This window comes from Rothia sp. HMSC076D04 (assembly GCF_001814645.1).
Classification (GTDB): domain Bacteria; phylum Actinomycetota; class Actinomycetes; order Actinomycetales; family Micrococcaceae; genus Rothia; species Rothia mucilaginosa.
In genome coordinates, this window is record NZ_KV817366.1 from 31,238 (window position 1) to 51,555 (window position 20,318).

Consider the following 20,318-nt stretch of genomic DNA (forward strand, 5'->3'; position numbering starts at 1 on the left):
TTCTTTGATGCCTCCTAGATTCCGAAGGGCACCCCGGTCGCGCCTTGGGTGGCTTCGGTCAAACGATACGTTCAGCTCCGCCAGCTACCCCCGTGGTGGGGCAACATGGATAGAGAGCTGAGGACTCCAGCATAGGAACTGACTGGGCGCTGAGTCAAACACCCTCCCCTGTAGGAGAAGATTCAGCGTGCTGATTCCCTGAATGGTTCCTTCCCGAGAGTTTTTGTTGAAAGGTTGAGTGTGCGGTCAATGCGGATGCGGCGGCAGAAGTCCTCATCATGGCTCACCACAATGAGCGCGCCGGTGTATGCTTCGAGCGCCTGCACCAGCCAATCCACCGAGGAAATATCGAGGTTATTCGTCGGCTCATCCAATATGAGTAGCTGCGGCACCGGGTTGGCCAGAAGTACCTGCGCCACCGCGACACGGAAGCGCTCACCTCCGGATAAATCCCCAATGCGCTGATGTACGCTTTCGCGACGGAAGAGCAGGCGCGCCAGCTGGTCACGCAGATGCTGTTCGCTCGCACCGGGATTCGCCCTCTGTACGGTTTCAAGGAGGGTGAGCTCCGGGTCGAGGATGATGCGCTGCGGCAGGTATGCGGTGTTATCCAGACGGTAGAGCACTTGGTATGCAGGCGGCACTGGGGAACGGTAATCAGGGTCATTTGCGTGCGCTATCGCATTGAGAAGCACAGTCTTGCCACTGCCGTTTGCTCCCGTGATGTGCAGGTGTTCGGGTCCGGTCAGGATAAGAACCTCGGGAAAATCTTGGATTTGAAACAGATAATCAACTTTATATGGTTGTGTTTCACGTGAAACGGTGTTTTGGGTGTATGCCTTCTTAAGGTCGGCGCTCTGCGGTGTAGATGCGCAAGAGTCGTTCTTCACCCGATGTAATTCCAGTACCTTCCGCCCCAATGGGAGCGCATCCTGAGCAAGTTCCAGATAGATACGCTCCTGCACGCGCAGGTTCTTTTGGGCTTCTCCAACTGCTGCACGTGCATCCGCCACCATGCTTTCGTGGGCTGTGTGAAGTTTCCCGGCAGAGCGCTCTGAACTGTTTTTATCCAGGCCCATAGCCATGCCAGGTTTCCGCTTTGACCGTTCAAATTCGCGGCCTCGGCGGGCGTTGCGATCGAGCTTAATCTGGTTCTCGGTGCGCTCACGCACAGCCTTACGCGCCTCATTCTTCGCCTCGGTCACGCGACGCTGAGCCGCCTGCTGCTCGGCCTCCAGCGCCTGCCGGTATGTGCTGTAGTTACCCTCGAAGAGGCGCAGATGCGCCAGCCCCTGGCGGTCGGCGTGAAGCTCGGCAATCACGTTCACGTGCTCCAGCAGATCGCGGTCGTGGCTGATAATGAGCGCCGGGCAGGTGAGGGTTTCAAGAGCCGTATAAAGCCGATTCTTCGCCGAAGAATCCAGATTATTTGTGGGCTCATCCAGCAGAATGAACTCTGGGTCTGAATACAGAAGCGCGGTGAGTGCGGCTGTGACCGTCTGACCACCTGAAAAGGTGCTAAGGGGACGCATCAGAAGGTTGCGACGGGCCTGTGTATCGGTCGTAGTGAGGGCAGGACCAAAACCATGTTCGGCAAGGGCTACGAGGGTGCGTTCTTCAATATCCCAGGCGTCGCCTATGGTGTCGTAAAGGCTGGGGGAATATTCGCCCGATTCCAGCGCATCAAGCGCCTGCAGTATTTTTGTAATTCCAAAAATATCGGCAAGATGCTGATGCCCACTCAACCCTAAATCTTGCGGTAGGTACGCTATGTGCGGTGGGGTGCTGATTATGCCTTGACTAGGGTTTATGTCGCCAAGAATAAGTCTGAAGAGGGTAGTTTTTCCCGCGCCGTTATCGCCGATAAGCCCGGTGAGTGGCGCAGAAAATACCGCGGAAAGGTCTGTGAAAAGTGGGGGCTGGCTCGGGTGTGCGTACGAAATATGGTCGAGTGTAATGTGACGTGACATGGGCCGAGTTCCTTCGAATGGGTGCTCGGATTCCCGCCATCGTAGTGCACGTTAGGCATGAGAATATGAAAAAACCCGAGCGCGGTCTGTAGGTACACGTAAGCCCGGGTAGTGGGGTGGACGCATAAAAGCGCATTGACCTGGTGTTGTTGGATCCGGGCTTATGCTCGGTGGGTCATTTCTTTGATGCCTCCTAGATTCCGAAGGGCACCCTGGTCGTGCCTTGGGTGGCTTCGGTCAAACATTGCGGTCAGCTCCTTAGGTTACCCCCACGGTGGGGTAGCGCGGATAGAGAGCTGATGGCTTAAGCATAGAAACTGTGTGGGTGCTGAGTCAAACACCCTCCCGAAAAACCGCCTGACAAGTGCCGATACCCCCTAGAGAACGCAAAAAGAGGGGCGACACCGCACGGTGCCGCCCCTCCTTTTAGGCATTAAATCTGCGCGCGTACAACGCGCGAAAGGCTATTACGCCTCGTGGCGCTCGCGGTACATGCCCAGCGGGCCCGCATCCGCGTACGCCTGAGCGTCGTTGTAACGGTACAGGCGCGGCGGGCGGTGACGGGTGCCCTCCACGCGGCGGCCGGTGTCAATAATCGACTTCGATGCCGCAATCTGGCGGCGGAAGTTCGCCGGATCCAGGGTGCGACCCAGAATCGCCTCGTACACCTCACGCAGCTGCGCCAGGGTGAACTCCTCGCCCAAGAAAGAGTGCGCAATACGCGAGTACTCGACCTTGTTCTGTAGGCGGTAGAGCGCGTACTCAATGATTTCGTTGTGGTCGAAGGCGAGCTCGGGCAGCTCATCCACCGGGAACCAGCGGATGTTCTCGTGCACGCGAGTGTTCGCGACCTCGGTGGCGGGAATCGACGCCCAGTACACCACGGAAACCACGCGCTCGTGATCAGTACCGGGTGCCGGGTCGGGCTCGCCCACAACGCGGGCGGCACGCGCCTCGGGGGTGCGCAGAACGTCACCGAATGCGTAGAGCTGCTCCAGGTAGCCGGGCTGCAGGTTGGTTGCGCGCTTCAGGGTCGAAGCGGCTGCCTCTTCGAGGGAAAGATTCGGGTTGAGCGGACCGCCAGGAAGCGCCCACTGGCCCTTATAAGGCTCGCGGAGGCGGCGAACCAGCGGCAGCCACAGGGTCGGGTGGGTCTCGTTTTCCTTGGGACGCAAAGCTAGAATCACGGTTGAGACAGCGAGAGATACAGAGGTGTGGTCCACGTCGTTGTGCTCTTCAGTGGCGACTGCGCCGGGAAGAGGCTGGGATGCGATGCTCATTCAGGCCTCCTGTGCGAATGGGTATCGATAGGTGTGCATACTCTACCCATTTTAAGGGGTTAATAGGGTAAAAATGCACGCAAGGCACCCGCTGACCCGAAAACCGGTACCATCCGCGTCGTGTCAAGGGGAAAAGTTCAGGTACCGGACACACCAAAGCGCCCCTCCTATCTGTCCAATAGAACAGGCAGAAGAGGCGCCCAGAGTCTAACTATGCAATTCTAGGGTGCATGTCGGGGGTGCAGACTAGTCGATCTGCAGCTCGCCCATTGCTTCCCAGTCGTCGCCGTCGATCAGGCGAGAAATAATCTTCGGGGTTGCAGTCAGCAGCGGACGCATGTCCTTCATCGCCTGCTGGAAGTGGTCAGAGTTCACGTGCGGGCCAGCTGCGTCGTCGTTGAAAGCCTCGAGTAGAACGAACTCGTTCGGATCCTCAACGCTGCGGGACCACTCGAAGAACTTATTGCCTTCCTCGGCGCGGGTTGCCTCGGTGAAAGCGCGGGTCTTCTCAATCCACTGGTCAGCGTATTCGGGCTTGACGGGGAACTTTACAGCAATGAAAATCATCGGAACTCCTTGGTTGAAGAGTAGATACGTACGCTTCCAGTTTAAGCCCCGGGTGCTCGCCGGCGCTGAAGAATAGGGTTTGAGGTAGCGGTTTTAGCTTGTGGCTTTAACCGCTGTGTCGAGTGGCTTTTGTGGTTTAACGAGCCGCCGCCTTGAGAACCTGCAGGGCGCGTTCCAGCGCCGCACGGTCTGCCGCGATGGCTGCAGCCCTCTGCGGGCTGGCGGAGTCGCCTCCGAATGCCGCGTTGTAGTACATGCCGTCACCCAGAAGCAGTACGGCGCGGGCAATCTGTTCATCACCCAGCTCGGCGAGGACGAGCGCATGCCAGCCATCCTGTACGCGGCTCATGGTCTGCTGGGCAAGCTCGTTATTGCTCTGTGCCAGGCGGCTGAGAGCAATGAGGGCGCGGTCGAAGGGGGAGTTATCTGGCGTGGAGGAATTGATGTAGTAGGCGCTTGCCCCCTCGGGTGCCTGCTCCATTGCCGCGAAGTCCTCTTCAGCCAGGGTGAGGGTGCGTTCTGCGAGCGCCTCAAGTAGCGCCTTCTTGGAGGCGAAGTGGTAGAGTAGCCCGCCCTTGGAAACCTTGGCGGCGGTGGCGACGGCGTCGAGGGTTGCGGCGCGTTCTCCCGAGCGAATCAGCAGGTCGATGTAGGTGTCGAGGATGTGTTCGCGGGAGTTGTTGGCGCGCTGTTTGCGGTGGTTGGGGGTGGTCATGGGTACCAGTCTAACCGCTTGAAACTATACCGTCCAGTTGGTATAATCTTCGTTTATGGCCCCGTCCGGACCCCTAAAACCTCACTAAAAGACCTAGCCCAAAAGACAGGCCGAGCTGATGCCGCCGCGTCCGCCGCATCAGCCGACACCTTATAGACGCACGAAAACAACCCATGACGAATCACAATCCGCACACCACGGCTCTGCCCATTCACGCCCCCGACCAGAAGACCAAGCGCTGGGCGGCACTCGGTGTGCTCATGCTCCCGGTGCTCCTGGTCTCCATCGACAACACAGTGCTTGCCTTCGCGGTGCCCGCAATCGCTAAGGCGCTGAGCCCCTCCTCCGCGGAGCAGCTGTGGATCGTTGACTCCTACTCCCTGGTGCTCTCCGCCCTGCTCGTGCCCATGGGCGCTATCGGTGACCGCATCGGTCGCCGCAAGCTGCTGCTCATCGGCTCGACCGGCTTCGCGGCAATCTCTGCGCTCGCGGCATTCGCGCCCTCCGCGCTGATGCTCGTGGTTGCCCGCGCCCTGCTTGGCATTTTTGGCGCCATGCTCATGCCGGCAACCCTGTCGATTATTCGCAATATCTTTGTGGATGCGACCGAGCGCCGCATCGCTATTGCCGTGTGGGCTTCGGGCTTCTCGGCGGGTGCGGCGCTGGGCCCGATTGTGGGTGGTTTCCTGCTGGAGCACTTCGACTGGGGTTCGGTGTTCCTGCTCGCTGTGCCGATTCTGATTCCTCTGCTGATTCTCGCCCCGATTATGGTTCCCGAGTCGAAGGACCCGAACCCCAGCCCGGTGGATCCGCTGAGCATCCTGCTGATTATGACCGGCATGACCGGCATTACCTTCGGTCTGACTCACACCTCCGAAACCGGGTTCGATGCGGTGGCTATCAGCACCATCCTTGCCGGCCTGTGCTTCATTGTCCTGTTCGTGCTGCGTCAGCTCAACCGCGAGAAGAACGATATTCAGCCCATGCTGGATGTGCGCCTCTTCCGCAACACCGTGTTCACCGGCGCGATTACCGCAAACCTCATCTCCATGATGGTGGACGTTGGCTTCATCTACTTCGCCTCCCAGCACCTGCAGTTGGTCTCCGGTCTGCCGCCCATGTACGCCGGTATGCTGCTGATTCCCGGTACCCTGGCGATCATTATCGCCGGTCTGGTGATTGCGCGCGTGGCGGTGCACTTCCACCCGGCGCAGGTGGTGTCTTTCGGTCTGGCGCTCCACGCTGCCGCGTTCGCGGTGCTCGCCTTCCTGGGTGCGCACAACGACTTGGTGATTATCCTGATCTTCATTGTGCTCGGTACCGGCATCGGTATTGCGCAGACCATTTCGAACGACCTGATGCTCTCCAGCGTGCCGCCGCGTAAGGCTGGTGCGGCATCCGCGATCTCGGAGACCTCCTACGAGACAGGTACGGTGCTCGGCACCGTCATCATTGGTGGCATGCTCACCGCCGTCTACCGCGCAAATGTGGTTGTACCCGACGGCCTGGATGAGACTCTCGCCGACCACGCCCACGAAACCCTCGGCGGTGCCGTGACGGTCGCAAGCCAGGTGGGTGGCGAGCAGGCGAACCAGCTGCTCTCCTCCGCATTCGCTGCCTTCGACTCCGGCGTGGTGCTGAGCTCCGCATTCAGCGCCGTGCTCATGGGTGTTATGGCCGTCATTAGCTACTTCATGATCCGCAAGGCACCGCGCGAAATGAAGCCCGCTGACCACTAATTCCGCGCACTAAACCTCATAGATAAGCCCCGCCTGCCGTTGCTCTTAAGCATCGGGAGGCGGGGCTATTTTTACGCACCCACCTGCGCATTTAAAGGTTCAGCACAGGTGCCGGTGGTACGGTAAAACAGCGGGCATCAGCCCCGACCGCAGAGGAACCAGCGGCTCCACACAATCAAGGAAGAACGCCACCATGGGACTCAAAGACTGGATAGCACCCTTTATTACGCTACTCATTGGTGCTAGCACCATCTTCATCTCCTACAAGAACTACCAGGCGCAGGCGGCGGCAAAACCCTCCGAACTGGCGCGACTGGAACTGTGGAGCAAGCTCCTCACCGAAGCCGGCTTGGACCTCAACGCCCTACCCGACCCCGAAAAGCTCACCTCCGACCAGCGCGTCGTCCTCGAAAACTACCGGGTCTTCCTCAAGCGTGCGTCCCTCGAATCGAAGCTGCGTAAAGTTGGCATCGACAGCAACCGTATCTTCAGCCTGCTCATGAAGCGTGCGCACTCTTCCGTGAAGCCTACGCCCATCCCCATTGGCGACTCGATTAGCTACTACCGCCTGATTCTACGTGCCCTGCTGTACATTTGGGTTCCGCTGGCCGTGATTTTCATCGGCGTGCCCATCATCGTGGTCACCATCGCCTACCTGATTGGCCTGTTCACGAACCACCGCGGCAATCTGTCTGACTTTGCACTCTCCCCGCTCGCCGTGGTGCTCCTGATTGTTGGTGCGGTCGCCGTCGGTGCCCTCGTGTACCTGCAGAACCGCATTATCTCCGCCATTATCGCGAACAATGTGTACTTCTACTTCTGGGATATTTACGGCTCCAAGAAGGGCGCTCGCGACTCCAAGGACGCCTACAGCGAGCGCCTGGCGGCTAAAACCTACGCCGACCAGCTGTTCCTCGGTCAGCAGGAGTTCGCTCACCAGTTCCGCGAGAACATGTACATGGCGGGTATTCAGGAGATTGATGAGTACCCGCGCGTGCTCAGCGACAGCGTGATGCTGCCGCGCAACTACCGGGTTGCGGAAACCACCGAGGGTGAGGACCGTATCGACCGCTTCGTGAACTGGGTGCGCTCCAAGATTGGTTTTGAGCGCCTGGAACCGCGCATCATCTACAGGCTCGAACATAAGGACGCGCACAAGGATGCGAAGAAGGAATCCGCGCACGGTGAGCCGGTAGCTACTGAGCAGGGTGTTTCTGGGCAGCCCGTAGATACTCCGGCTCAGGATAAGGATGCGCAGAAGGCTCCGGAGGCGTCTGTTTCGGAGGAACCCATCGTTGCGGAGGTGCCCGTTGAGGTACCTGCCAATAATCCTACTGACGTGCTTGCCGGGGATCTAGCAGATGCACCCACCGAGCCCGTCACCGGAAGCGCCACCGAACCCTCTGCCGTATCTGGGGTATCTGCCGCATTCGGAGAGGATGATCCCACGGAGGTGTTCAACCCCATCACACAGAACGCCGCTATCGGCGAGAAGGCTGACGATGAGAAACCCAAAAACTAAATAGCCGCCCGGAGCGCAGAAAATCTCCGGAGCACCACATTCCGGGCATGAGAAAAGGGTCGCAGCCTACGAATCGCCATTGAATCGTAAGCGTGCGACCCTTTTCCTTTCCCTTCAAGGAGGAGCAGAATCGGAGGTACCGCCCGACCAAGAAGAGCCAAATGATGCGCCCCTCCACCAGTAGAGGTTGCCTGGCAGAAGAACCCGCCGAAGCAGGTTGGCAGAGCGCCCGGCAGAGGGTGCATCACGCTTGAGGAACCGCCCCAGAGCCCACCGGAGAGGGGGCTGAGGGAACAGAAAACCCCGAGCTGGCGCATCTCTACATCTTCAGATTTCTTACATCATCAGAAAATAACTACATCTCGGGGTAGGGGAGGACGATTCGCGCTCCGGGTGGGACCTACCCACTCCCACCCGGAGGCGAATCGTGGGGATGTTCGCAGTGTATTGAATACATCCCACCGAAATCCCTAACGAACGTTCGGGGTTTCAGTATCAGCGGTATATGAGCCTACCGCAGTCTATGCCGCAACCTCGGGGTCGCGGGAGATAACAACCTTCACCACGTTGTGCTCAGCAGCGTGGCTGAACAGGTCGTAGGCTTCCTCGAACTGGTCGAACGTGAAGCGGTGGGTTGCCATCGCCTTAGCGTTCAGACGACCCGAGCGGACCATGTTCAGCAGGTTACCGACGGTGTTGCAGTTGACCAGACCCATGTTGATGCTCACGTTAGAAATCCACATGGTGTTCAGCGGCAGCTCAACGGGCTTGCCGTGCACGCCGGCATTCGCGATGTTGCCGTAGGGGCGAACAATCTTGGTGCAGGTCTCGAAAGTCTGCGGAACGCCCACAGCCTCAATTGCCACGTCCACGCCCAGGCCGTCGGGGGAGAGTGCCTTAATCTTCTCGATAAAGTCCGGGTCGCCCGCGTTGACCTTATCGGTTGCGCCCAGCTCCAGCGCCTTGTTCATGCGGTTATCGTCAAAATCGACGGTGATGACGCGACCGGCACCGCAGAGGTTAGCGGTCATGATAGCGCCCAGACCCACGGGGCCTGCACCCACCACAGCGACGGTGTCTCCGGGCTTGGTGTGACCGTTCAGAATACCAATCTCAAAACCGGTGGGCAGTGCGTCGGTGAGGAAGAGGACGTCCTCATCGGTCAGGCCCTCCGGAACCAGGTGAACCGAGGTCTCTGCGTAGGGAACACGCACGTACTCTGCCTGGGTGCCGTCAATCATGTAACCGAAAATCCAGCCGACACCACCAACGGTCTGGCAGTGCGAAGGCTGGTTCGCCTTACAGTAGGAGCACTTACCGCAGCTGGTCACGGCGGGGATGATGATGCGGTCGCCGACCTTCAGGTCAGTCACCGCGGAGCCAACCTCGGTAATGGTACCGACAGCCTCGTGGCCCAGGATGCGTCCGTGGTCCACCTCGGGGCAGTCACCCTTCAGGATGTGCAGGTCAGTACCGCAAATGGTGGTGGTGTCGACACGGGCGATAACGTCCGTGGGCTCAAGAATGGTGGGGTTCGGGACTTCCTCCCAGGCGCCCTTCTGATCGGGGCCGTGGTATACATATGCCTTCATGATGACTCCTTCTTTGAAGCTCTAATGAGGGTGCAGTGACTGCTTTATCACTACATGTATCAACCCATAAGAAATATTTGATAGGTTGTATTTTCATTAAACCCGACGTGTTGAATTATGCGCTTTTATTACGCGGAGTGTATCTTTTGGTTCTTTAAACATGAACATGATTCACTTTGGGTATTTAAGACCTGTAAAAAACGCACGAGGCGCACCCCCCAAACAGGGATGCGCCTCGTGCGTTTACTCGTGCGTTTAATCGAGGAAAGTTGGATTGAGTCGAGGTTGAGCTGGGTTTAATTCTTCAGCTGGGCACGCGCTCGCGAACGAACCGCCGTCACCGCCCACACCAGCACAAAAGCCGCCACCATCGACAGCACAATCGTGCCACCGGTCGGCAGGTTAAACGCCCACGACAGGTACAGGCCAACAATCGAACAGATACCGCCAAACACCGGCGAGAACACCATCATCGACCCCAGACGGCGGCACGCCAGGCGGGCAGCCGACGCCGGAATCACCAGAAGCGCCAACACCAGCACATTACCGAGCGTCTGCAAACCCAGCACCACAGAAATGGTCACCAGAACGTACAGCACAATATCCAAGGCAAGCACCGGCAGGCCCATCGCGCGGGCACTCTCACGGTCCAGGCTGACCGTCACAATCTGGCGGTGGAACAGCCACAGCACCAGCAGAATAACGGCACCCATAATCGCCGCCTGGGTAATGTCCTCATTCGAAACACCCACAATCGAGCCGAACAAGAAATCCTGCACCGACCCCGAATAGCCCGGCGCCAACGAAATAATCACAATACCCAACGCAAAAGACGCCGCGAAGAAAATACCGATCACGGAATCCTCGCGCAACCGCTGATTCTGGCTAAAAATAGCCACCAGAATAGCCGTCACCACGCCCGCAGTCAGACCGCCCATGACCAGGTTGCCACCCAGCACGAACGCCACCGCAAGACCCGGGAACACCGAGTGCGCCACCGCATCGCCAATGAAGACCATGCCGCGCATCAGCACGTGGCAGCCCACCACACCGGTAACCACCGACGCGAGTAGCACCGCCGCCAGGGCGCGCGGAAGGAACGCCAGAGACGGGTTGAACAGGTCGGCAAGAAAATCGATAGGAGTAATCAACGGGCACCCCCGGTAGAAGCAGTATGGGCGGGGGAGAGGGAATAATCAGAAGCGCAGGAATCGGGCAGCTCGTGGCCGTACTCATCCAACGCACCACCGGCACAGGTGAAGCCCGTGCGGGCGTGGCCCTGCGCCTCCTCAATATCGTGACCGTGCAACCACGTATGCAGCTGCTCCAAGCTAAAGGAGTCCGCCGGACCATCCAGGTGAATATTGCCGCGCACACCGCACAGACGCGAGCAGGACTCACGCGCCGCCAGCATGTCATGCGTAGACATCAGAATCGTGATGCCCTCACCCGCCAACTCACGGTACAGGCGAGTCAGAGTGGTCTGAGTCGGTGCATCCACGCCCGTAAACGGCTCATCCAGCAGCAGCAGGGAGGGGTTCGCCGCCAAAGCGCGCGCCAAAAGAACCCTCTGACGCTGACCACCGGAAAGCTCCGCGATGGAAGCATCCTGCAGGTGCAGAACATCGGTGCGTTCCATCGCCGAAAAAACCTGAACCCAATCCTTCTTCGCCGGGCGGCGGAAGAACCCAATCTCACGCACGCGACCGGTCATCACCGTGTCCTTAACGGTCAGCGGAAAATCCCACTGGAACTGGTGCTTCTGCGGCACATAACCAATATGCGCACGCGCCACACGCGGCGACTCACCCAGCACCCGAACCTGACCGGACGCCGGGCGAATCAGACCCAAAATGGTGCGCAACAGCGTGGTCTTACCGGCACCATTAGCACCAATCAGACCCGCAAACTCGCCGCGCTCCAGGGTCAGGGACAGATCCTTGAGGATGGAACGGCGCGCGTAGCCGGCGTACAGGTTTGAAATCTCTAGGACGGGCTCAGTACCCGCTGTTACCGATGCGCTCACGAACGGTCACCGCGCACTTCATCCAGAGCCTCACGCTGAGCGGAGGCGCGGCGGCGACGGGAGGCGATGAACGCGCCCACGCCCACCACGACCACGATGCCAGCGACAATAGGACTCCAGGAAATCGTGAACTCAGCACGGAAACCGCTCTGGTCACTCGCTGCGGCGGCAGAAGAAGAACCGGATGCCTGAGTACCGGATGCCTGAGTACCGGATGCCTGAGAAGCAGAGGTAGACGAAGCATCGGAGGAAGCAGAAGAAGCCGAGCCCGAGGAACCGCGAGCCTGCGCCTCCATCGCGTACAGGGCATCAGCGCTCGCAGAATCACCCACCGCAAACTTCAGGTAGCGGGTATCAGACACGGTCGAACCGTCAGACAGCTCAGCGCTCGCGGTAACCTTCAGCAGGTACTCGCCCGGGGCGGTGAATACCCAGTTCGCGTGGGTGTGAGTGTTCTTCTCGACCCACAGCTTCTGCGGCTCACTCTTGGTCGAGGACCACAGCACCTGCGGTGCCGAGAAGTTGCCGTTCTCCAGGTACAGGCTGAACGTGCCGGGGCCGCTCACCTGCTCCAGGGTCAGGTTCACGCCGCGGTTCAGCTTGGACACCAGCTGCGGATCCTGAGTGTTCCAACCCGGCCAGATCACGCCCTTAGTTTCGGTCTGCGGAATGACGTACACCTTAGACCCGGCGGGCGCACCCACGAAGGAGTAGCGCGGGTCGTTCGGCACCTCAAGGATCGCCTGGTCGCTACCGCGGTAGATGACCTCGTCCAGGCTGCGCCAGACGGGGGTTTCACCGTGGTCGTCGTGGAGCATGAGCTCAAACTTGCCGTTGTTGAAACGAGGACCCATATCCACGTGACCGGCAGAAATTTCGGTGCGGCCGGATGCGACCGGCTGCTCCGCCGACAGGGTCTGGGTGAGGGCGCGCTCGCCGCGGCTGAGGTTGCTGTCGCTCGGCTGAGCCGAGGCGCTCTCGGTGGTTGCCTCAGTGGTTGCCGGGGTGGTCTCCGCGTGTGCCATACCCAGGGGTGCGAGCATGAGGCTGGCGCCCAGAGCCAGGGCGGGCAGGGCGCGGCTACGTGAGGAGCGGGAGGGGGTGGTTGAGTTCATCATGAGGACTTCCTTGGATCATGACCGAAACGGTGTGTGAAAGATTATCTATATGCTGATACGGCTATATGAGCTTGTGGGTAGCTTAAAACCGGGTTATAAGGTGCTTGCCTCCGAGCAGCTAGCACCCGAAGAATCGCCGCCGGAACTAGCCCCCGAGCACAGTGCAATCGTGTGAGCATTCGCCAGCATCATCTGCGCGTAGTGAGGAGCCTGTGCATCCAGAGTGTCCGAATAGAGCACCCCGGTACGTACCTGAGCCTCCCGAGCCAGCTCCGTGAGAACCGGTGAACGCATCGCCGTGGACTTGTCCAGATAAATCGCTGGAACCTTCAAATCCTCGACCGTGCGACGCAGACGCTGACGCTGCTGAATACTCGGCTCGCCGCTGGCACTGGCACTCACGAAACCGGCAATGTGCAACCCGTAGGTGCTCGCCAGGTAGCGGTAGCCGTCGTGCGTGGTGACCAGGTTGCGTGCCGACTCCGGCAGGCCCCCGTACACCTGACGCAGCTGAGCGTCTAAGGTGTCAAGCTCCTTCATGACCTGCTCGGTGCGGGTCGCGTACTCGCTCGCACCCTCCGGGTCGGCGGAGGTGAGTGCGTCACGGATGACCTGCACGCTCGCCTTCGCGTTCGGCACCGAATGCCAAATGTGCGGGTCAATTTCGCCGTGTACGTGCTTGCCCAGAACGGCCTGCGCCAGCAGGTACACCTGACCGCGATGCTCCGAAGCACCCGACCGCAGGAAACGGTAGCTGCCGCCGGCGGGCACCTCCTGCAGGGTGCGGGAGGGGACCGCGACCACGGTGCGGTTCAGTTCGTACTCTACGGCGCCCTGGGAGGAATCCGCGCGAAGCACGAGCCTGCCGTCGCCGGTACGTGCCGTAATATCGGCGTGACCTGCGGAAAGAACCTTGATGTCCGAGGCAGAAACGTTCTGTTCCTTCGCCAGACGGTCCACCAGCTGTTGCGGGTCACGACCAACCGCGCAGTACAGGGTGCCGCGCGAAGAACGCACCGACTCCGGCGCATTGACCGCGGTGGCGCTCAGCTCAATGGCGTACTCGCCGGCATCACTAAACGCCCACGACAGATGCGTATGCGCCTGCAACGGAAGCTCCAGCGAACCCATATCGCCGGTACGGATCGCGGTGTCCCCCTCACGGGTGAGGTTCACGCCGCGCGCATGCGAATCGCACAGCATCTCCACCGCACCGAAGGTCTGCGTAATGAACGCAGCCAGCTGCGCATTCGACGAATCGGTAGAGGTGCGCGCCCGCACGCTCTGCACCTCAAAGCGCATTCCCGCATCCGAAGAATCGGCGGGGGCAGATTCGTTCTGCCCGCCCTCTTCAACGCGCAAACCCAGCCAGATGGAGTCCAGGGAGGCATCCTCAACAATGGCTTCCAGCTTGCCGCCGTACTGCTCAATCTTCTCCGCAACCGCCACGGACACAACGCCTGCGGGCAGGTTCGCCTCAACCATTTTGCTGAGCTTACGCTGCTCCAGCAGCAGACCGTTCGTCAGGGCGCAGCGGGCGTAGGCGACATCGCGGATATCGCGCAGGCTCGGCTCATACGAGTGCGGGTCAGCACCGGCGGGCACCAGGGAGTGCACGCTGGCGCGCTCTCCTGCAATCTGCTGAGCCAAGTCCGCCAGAATCGGGGTCGTGGCGACCACGCGCATCCGGTCGGAGGAGGCATTCACGGTGCTGGCGCATCCGCTCAGTGCGAAGGCACCAGCCCCCACCCCCGCACCCACCGCAATACGGGAGGCGAGGGTGAGGGCGGTACGCCGACTATAAGCGTGTGCGCGGTTGCCGGTATGCCCGCTATGCGGTGTCACCGCTGCGGCCCTTTCGGCGTGCCGAACGCAGAATCATGGCACCGAGTGCCAGCGCCAGAATGGAGGTGCTGACCATGAACGGGTCGATAACCACACCGGTGTTCGGCAGCTTACCCGCCGCGGCTGCCTTCTGGGCGTTCGCGAGTTCCTGGCTGGTCAGGGCGCAATCCTCACCGGAGGCGGTCTTACCGACGATGCGCACCTTGGATCCGTCGGGCTTGGTGACGATGCCGGTGGCTTCGTCGACGGTGCCGTTGACGGGGTTCTTTGCGGTGCTCTTCTCGCCGCCGTTGTTGGCGCCGTTAGCGCTGTTAGCGTTGCCGCCGTCCTGCTTGGTGTCTGCCGCACCCTGCGCGTTGTTGCTTGCCGGGGCATTATCGGGGTTGCCGACGGTGAAGTGCAGAACCGATTCGCTGCTGACCTGCTGGCCGTTCTTCAGGCGTGCCGTCCAGCCGATGGTCACGGTGTAGCGCCCCTCAGCGGTGAACACCCAGTTGCTGTGCTGGTGGGTGTTTGCGGGCACCTGGAAGGAGCCGCCGCTACGCGAATCGAAGACCTGCTGACCGGCGGAACCGAAGTTGCCGGAGAGGAAGGTGGACATGGTGCCGGGGCCCTCAAAACCGTTGAGGCTCATGGTGACGGGGCCGTCGAGCTGCTTGAGCAGTTCGGGGTCCTGGGTGCTCCAGCCGAGCCAGGGCACGCCCTGCTGCTGGGTTGCGCCGATCATGTGCACGGGGGTGCCCGCCGGGGCGATGTTCTCCATGCCTGCGGGCAGGTTGATCTTCGCGGCGTCATTGAGTACGAACTCGAGGGCGCCGGGGGAGACGTGGCGGGCGGGGCTGGTGCGGTCGTCCTTCACACTGCTGGTGAGGTTGCCGCCGTTGAGGATCGGGCCTACGTCGAAGTGGCCGTGGGTGACTTCTTCACGGCCGCTGTGCTCAGCGGTGTTGACCACGGCGAGGGTGGGGATGCTGGTCGGTGCCTGGGCTGCCTGGTTGCTCTGCTTGCTGTCCTTCTGAGCGTCCTTGGCATCTTCGGCGGGAACCTCGGTGGCGATGCACTGCTGGTTCAGGCTGCCGGGCAGACCGGAGGATAGCACGCCGCTACCGGTAATGCCGCCGCCGTTGCTGGGTGCGCTGATGTTCTGGGCGTTGGAGCCCTTCACACTGGATCCCTTCGGGCTGGTGGCATTGCCGTCCTTGTTTTCACCCTTGTCAGAGCCGTTATTGGTGTTGTCGGTGCCGCTGATAGCGGTTACACCGGATCCACCCTGGGATGCCTGCTCACCATTCGCTGCTGCCTTCGCGCCGTTCGGGTCGGTCACCTGCGCGGCGTTCTGACCGTTCACGGATCCATCCACGCGGCGAATACCGGTGGATGCGCTCGCCTCAGCAGAAGCGCTCGCCTCAGCACTTGCGGAGGTAGATGCGCTGGGGCTGCTGGTGGCGCTCTCGGTGGCGGTGGAGGTCGCCTCGGGGGTAGTGGTTGCCTCGCTCGTGGCGTCCTTGGTCGCTTCCTTTGCGGCGTTCTGTGCGTTCAGGAGCTTGAAGCCGTCCTCAGCGTTAGTGCCCACGGCGATGGTGTAGGTCGCCTCGGAGCTGACCGGGGTGCCGTCGGCAAGGGTTGCGGTGGCACGGAAGGTCAGCTGGTAGATGCCTGCGCGGGTGAATGCCCAGCTGAGGTGCTCGTGACCGCCAGAGGTGATGGTGTGCGGTGCGAGCTTGTCGTTGGTGCTGAAGACGCGCGGGTTGTCGCGACCGGATTCGGTGAAGACTTCGGCGCGGCCGCCTTCGGGTACGCTGCTGCGCACGAGTTCAAGGTTGATGGTGTTGTCCTTGAGTGCGCCGGGGCGGATTCCTTCCGCACCGAGGCCGGGGTAGAGCAGGCCGCGGGTGCGGGTGGAGGGAATGTAGAAGATGTCGGTGCCTTCGGGGGCAATGTAGTCGTAGCCTGCTACGACGTTGGTGTGTGCATCCTCGACGTCGGGCAGGTGGAAGACGGTGCGGGCGGGGTTGAAGCGTCCCTGCTGGCCGGGGCCGGTGTCTGCGAGGGTGGCGAGGGTGAACTGGTTGCCGTCGAGGAATGCGTTGAGCATTTCGGTGTGTACGCCCGCGATGACGTAGTCACCTTCGTAGTTGACGTAGGCGCGCGACTCGGTACCTGCCTGGGTGCCGGTCTGGTTTTCCTGTGCCTGTGCGGCGGTGAAGGTGCCGACCTGGGGGAGGGCGAGGGGTGCCCCGAGTGCGAGGGTGCATCCGAGGGTGGTTGCGCTGAGTAGGCTCAGGGGTTTGGTGCGTCCTTGCATGGTGGCTCCTTGGATGACTGCTCGTTGGCTGGCGCGTTGCCCGATGCTTTCGGGGTTTGCCCGATGCTGGGTCCGGCGGCCTGTTGCCGGTTTCTCCCCTGCGTCCGGGGTGCGCTCTGCCGTGTTTTTCTCTTTGTGGATGTACGTGGTGTGCGTTTTTGGGCGCGCCTCGGCGCACACGTGTTTCTGAGAATCACTATACTCACTTAGGTTCTAAATGACAATTATTTGCAAAAGAGCTACCCTAGGAAATAGAAAAATGAGAAAGGTTGTCATGAGCTCTCAGAAGCAGACCCAACGACGGGTCACCACACACACCCCCGCACTCTTCATCCCCGGCGGCAAGCCCGCCCTCCGCCGCGCAGCCGCATTCCTTTCCGCCGCAGCGCTGCTCGCGCTCGCCGGCGCTGCCCCCTCCCTGCCCGCCGCAGCAGGCCCCGACGACGGCAAAATCGTCACCACCAAGGGCCACGTTGACGCCCCCAAGGCATACTGGGACGAGCAGAACGGCACCTTCGTCCTCATGAACGAGGCGAACCCCTACAAGACCGGTGCAGACACCTACGAACTGGACAAGACCGTCAACTGGGTCGGCAAGGGCTACAGCACCAGGGACGGCAAGTCGCAGTACACCATGACCCTGGGCGACTCGCCCTCCCTGGCGTTCCTCGGCGAACCCGGCCAGACCCTCTACATGGCACCGCACCTGACCTACGGCAACCAGGACCCCATCTGGGCTGGCCTGGGTGCCTCCACGAAGGTGCCCACCGAGCGTTTCCGTGACGGCGTGTTCGCTACCGACATTCTCTCCGTTGAGGGCCCCGGCCGTATGGAGCTCTTCCGCTACAACCCGGACGACGCCCCCGCTGACGTGTACCGCATGCTCTCCAGCAGCTCCACCGGCTGGCACTCCTGGCTGCTCGACAAGGGTAGCCACACCCACAACACCACGACCTTCACCCGCCCCGGCCGCTACGTGGTCACCTACCGCACCGTGGCGCGCTCCACCGACGGCCGCATCATTAGCTCCAAGCCGTCGAAGCTGGTCTGGCAGGTTGGCGGCATGCAGCCCGTGCTCGGTGACGGCACCCCCACCGCCGTGCCCACCGTCGACCGCTACAACGCGGCACCCGTCGGTGACCTGGACGCCGCAAAGTACATGCTGTCCGTGGCACCGCACCGCCTGGACGCCGACCCGGCTAAGAACAAGGATGCCGACGACAAGCTCAGCGACATCACCTTCACCGCCGCGAACAAGAACCTCAAGGGCACCCTGACCCTGTACAACAACGGCTACTTCCTGACCGACCTGCCGGTCGTGAACGGTACCGCCACCTGGTCTGAAATGCTCGGTAGCGAAGGCTCCCAGCTGCAGGCGGTCTTCACCCCCGACACCTCCGACGAGAATAGCGCGGAGGCGTCCCGCTGGATCTCGCACAAGCTCACCTACGAGCCCGGCAAGGCTGAGAGCGTGTACAGCGATGACGGTAACGGCTCCTGGCCCGAAGAAATCCCGGATCAGGCGAACACCGTACTCAGCACCCAGCAGTACACGCCGACCAGCATGGACTACGACGTGACCGTCACCCCGAACGGCAATGGCTTCAGCACCGTTGAGGTCCGCTTCAAGGACCCGAAGGTGCGCGGCTTCATGCGCGGCGGCTTCTACGCCCAGGATGACCCGGTGTACCCGTACCTCGACCTGGAAGGCTCCGTTGAGGATGGCGTGGCGCGCTTTACCTTCCGTGACGAGTCGTTCTACAAGGGCACGGCTCTGCGCGTGAAGATGCTGACCCACCCGGATATGAACGCTTCCGCCTCCACCACTGAGGTTGCGGCGAACTACGAGCCGGGCACGAAGTACACTGCGCACGGTGCGTTGGCTCCCGATAGCGCACCCATTAGCGATGCGCCGAAGCCTGCTCCGGTGGATCCGTCGCCGAGCGCTGAGCCTACCGTCGCGCCCTCTGCTGAACCTTCTGCTGAGCCGAGCGAGGCTCCTTCCGAGGCTCCGACCGCTGAGCCCAGCACCGTTCCGTCGGTGTCCCCCAGCGAGGTTCCGACCGTGCCTGCGGTGCCGACCGCCTCCGCAGAACCGAGCGTGCCTGCTCCGGCGCCCTCCACTCCGGCACCGAGTAGCCCCGCGCCCGCAAACCCGGAGCCGTCCAGCCCCGCGCCCTCTGCTCAGCCGTCCACTCCCGGAACCCCGGGTCACCAGTGCGTGCCCGGTCAGATTGACGGCCGCGCCAAGATTTCGAAGGGCCACCTGGACATTCAGGCGACCCTGAAGGACCGCCAGCTGTCCGTGGGTCTGCGCGACGACAGCGGCATCATTGACGCCGATTCGACGGTGCGCCCGCTTGATTCGGTCGTGTGGACGGTCAGCGAGAACGCCCGCCGTGTACGCACTGAACGTATGGCTGATGAGAAGCTGAACTTCATGGGCCCGGTCGGTACCGCGTTCTACGGTCTGCCGCAGACTCAGCAGAGCGGCCTGCCTTGGCCCGGCTACAACACGCAGGATATTGACTACAGTCAGCTGCGCGGCCCGGTGCGCCTGCACGTGGTGCCGAAGGTCATGCCTGAGGGTGCACGCTTCGGCATGTTCACTGAGTCGCTGAATGGTGCGGATGTGCTGCTGGATTCGACGACCGGCAAGACCACGATCGACATTGATTACGCGACGCACGCGCACGCGAACTGGGTGTTCTCTGAGCCCGGCCAGTACATGTTTGATGTGCACTATTCCGCGACCCTGGCTGATGGTACTGAGGTGAACAGCCCGGTGCAGCAGCTTGCGGTTGCTGTGGGTAAGAAGGCGTCGGATGCGTGCTCGTTTGAGACTGCCGTGCCGAAGGACCCGAACGCTGCGTCGGATGACTTTAGCGGTGTGCGCCGTGTGGATTCGGCAACCCCGGGCGGTGCTGGCGGTAATGCTGGTTCCGGTCAGGCTGGTCAGTCCGGTGCCGCGCAGTCTGGTCAGTCCGGTCAGGCTGGTGCTTCTGGCGCTGCCGGTGACGTGAACGCGCAGGGCTCTGATTCTGCTGATGGTTCTGCTGGCGGCGTATACCCGGGCGGTATTTCCGGTGGCGGTACCGGTGGCGGCTCTTTGGGTCAGTCTGGCGTGTCTGCTTCTTCTGGTGGTGCCCAGCAGGGCGGCCTGGCGCGTACTGGTTTTGGTGCGGTGTCTGTGGCTGTGGGCGGTGCGCTGGTGTTGGGTGCGGGCACTGTGATGGTGCTGCGTTCCCGCCGCCGCGCTTCTTAGCGCTCGCCGCGTGAGGACACGCTGATACGGTGAAGCCCCCGCGGCTGAGAGGATGACTCTCGGCCGCGGGGGCTTTCCTGTGCTTGGTTCTCGGGGTTGATGCGGTGCTACATATCGACGTCAGCGAGGCCAGTAACCTTCTCACGGCCCCTGAAATAAAGAATGGTCATACCCCTATCGTCCAACTCATTCACCTTCGCCACATCATCCGGATTATTCATGTCAGGCCAACGCTCGTTCTCAATCCTGAACCGCACAATTGCCAAGATGCGATAGTTATTGTGGGTAGTCGGACCGAAGGCAGCAATCTGCTTGCCAGAGCGGGTATAGAAGCCCACCATATCCTGGTCTTCAACATTCAGCGTTTCGTAATA

13 protein-coding genes and 1 pseudogene are annotated in these 20,318 nt (G+C 61.2%); 3 read left to right on the forward strand and 11 right to left on the reverse strand.

The features are described 5' to 3' along the window. Positions 1-182 precede the first annotated feature (182 nt). The 4 genes from HMPREF2980_RS04405 to HMPREF2980_RS04420 form a co-directional block, all read right to left on the reverse strand. Positions 183-1,970: an ABC-F family ATP-binding cassette domain-containing protein gene (locus HMPREF2980_RS04405; RefSeq protein ID WP_070690361.1), complete on the reverse strand. Its 1,788-nt coding sequence runs from the start codon at positions 1,968-1,970 to the stop codon at positions 183-185. A 467-nt stretch (positions 1,971-2,437) separates the two neighbouring features. Further along, the gene (locus HMPREF2980_RS04410) at positions 2,438-3,250 is read right to left on the reverse strand and encodes an NUDIX hydrolase (protein WP_070644369.1); all 813 of its coding nucleotides are present in this window, start codon (positions 3,248-3,250) and stop codon (positions 2,438-2,440) included. A 246-nt stretch (positions 3,251-3,496) separates the two neighbouring features. Beyond that, positions 3,497-3,817, reverse strand: coding sequence for a putative quinol monooxygenase (locus HMPREF2980_RS04415; RefSeq protein WP_049333773.1), 321 nt, complete (start codon positions 3,815-3,817; stop codon positions 3,497-3,499). A 136-nt stretch (positions 3,818-3,953) separates the two neighbouring features. Next, positions 3,954-4,532 (reverse strand): TetR/AcrR family transcriptional regulator, encoded by a 579-nt coding sequence (locus HMPREF2980_RS04420; protein ID WP_070690363.1) that lies wholly within the window; start codon positions 4,530-4,532, stop codon positions 3,954-3,956. Positions 4,533-4,705: 173 nt separating this feature from the next. On the opposite strand from HMPREF2980_RS04420, the gene HMPREF2980_RS04425 reads away from it, so the two are divergent. Next, entirely contained in the window at positions 4,706-6,271 is a 1,566-nt protein-coding gene (locus HMPREF2980_RS04425) for an MFS transporter (protein ID WP_049338178.1), read from the forward strand. Between the two features lie 193 nt (positions 6,272-6,464). Continuing rightward, positions 6,465-7,793 (forward strand): NADH dehydrogenase, encoded by a 1,329-nt coding sequence (locus tag HMPREF2980_RS04430; RefSeq protein ID WP_070690365.1) that lies wholly within the window; start codon positions 6,465-6,467, stop codon positions 7,791-7,793. 521 nt (positions 7,794-8,314) lie between these two features. Here the strand turns inward: HMPREF2980_RS04430 and HMPREF2980_RS04435 are convergent. The 6 genes from HMPREF2980_RS04435 to HMPREF2980_RS04460 all read right to left on the reverse strand — a co-directional run bounded on the left by HMPREF2980_RS04435 (position 8,315) and on the right by HMPREF2980_RS04460 (position 16,679). Continuing rightward, the gene (locus tag HMPREF2980_RS04435; RefSeq protein WP_070690368.1) at positions 8,315-9,385 is read right to left on the reverse strand and encodes an alcohol dehydrogenase catalytic domain-containing protein; all 1,071 of its coding nucleotides are present in this window, start codon (positions 9,383-9,385) and stop codon (positions 8,315-8,317) included. A 296-nt stretch (positions 9,386-9,681) separates the two neighbouring features. Next, entirely contained in the window at positions 9,682-10,536 is an 855-nt protein-coding gene (locus HMPREF2980_RS04440; protein WP_012904337.1) for an anchored repeat-type ABC transporter permease subunit, read from the reverse strand. Continuing rightward, entirely contained in the window at positions 10,533-11,411 is an 879-nt protein-coding gene (locus HMPREF2980_RS04445) for a metal ABC transporter ATP-binding protein (protein WP_070690370.1), read from the reverse strand. The genes HMPREF2980_RS04440 and HMPREF2980_RS04445 overlap by 4 nt, the downstream gene beginning before the upstream one ends. Then, the gene (locus tag HMPREF2980_RS04450) at positions 11,408-12,529 is read right to left on the reverse strand and encodes a TIGR03773 family transporter-associated surface protein (RefSeq protein ID WP_070690372.1); all 1,122 of its coding nucleotides are present in this window, start codon (positions 12,527-12,529) and stop codon (positions 11,408-11,410) included. Before HMPREF2980_RS04450 ends, HMPREF2980_RS04445 begins: the two co-directional genes overlap by 4 nt. 93 nt (positions 12,530-12,622) lie before the next feature. Then, complete coding sequence (locus HMPREF2980_RS04455) at positions 12,623-14,374, reverse strand: anchored repeat ABC transporter, substrate-binding protein (protein ID WP_070690374.1); 1,752 nt, start codon at positions 14,372-14,374, stop codon at positions 12,623-12,625. Further along, positions 14,361-16,679, reverse strand: a complete 2,319-nt coding sequence (locus tag HMPREF2980_RS04460) for a TIGR03773 family transporter-associated surface protein (RefSeq protein ID WP_070690375.1) — start codon at positions 16,677-16,679, stop codon at positions 14,361-14,363. The genes HMPREF2980_RS04455 and HMPREF2980_RS04460 overlap by 14 nt, the downstream gene beginning before the upstream one ends. A gap of 274 nt (positions 16,680-16,953) precedes the next feature. On the opposite strand from HMPREF2980_RS04460, the gene HMPREF2980_RS04465 reads away from it, so the two are divergent. Beyond that, the gene (locus HMPREF2980_RS04465; RefSeq protein ID WP_070690376.1) at positions 16,954-19,944 is read left to right on the forward strand and encodes a choice-of-anchor M domain-containing protein; all 2,991 of its coding nucleotides are present in this window, start codon (positions 16,954-16,956) and stop codon (positions 19,942-19,944) included. A gap of 107 nt (positions 19,945-20,051) precedes the next feature. Here HMPREF2980_RS04465 and HMPREF2980_RS04470 read toward each other — a convergent pair. Further along, positions 20,052-20,318, reverse strand: a pseudogene (locus HMPREF2980_RS04470) (hypothetical protein); the annotation flags it as partial.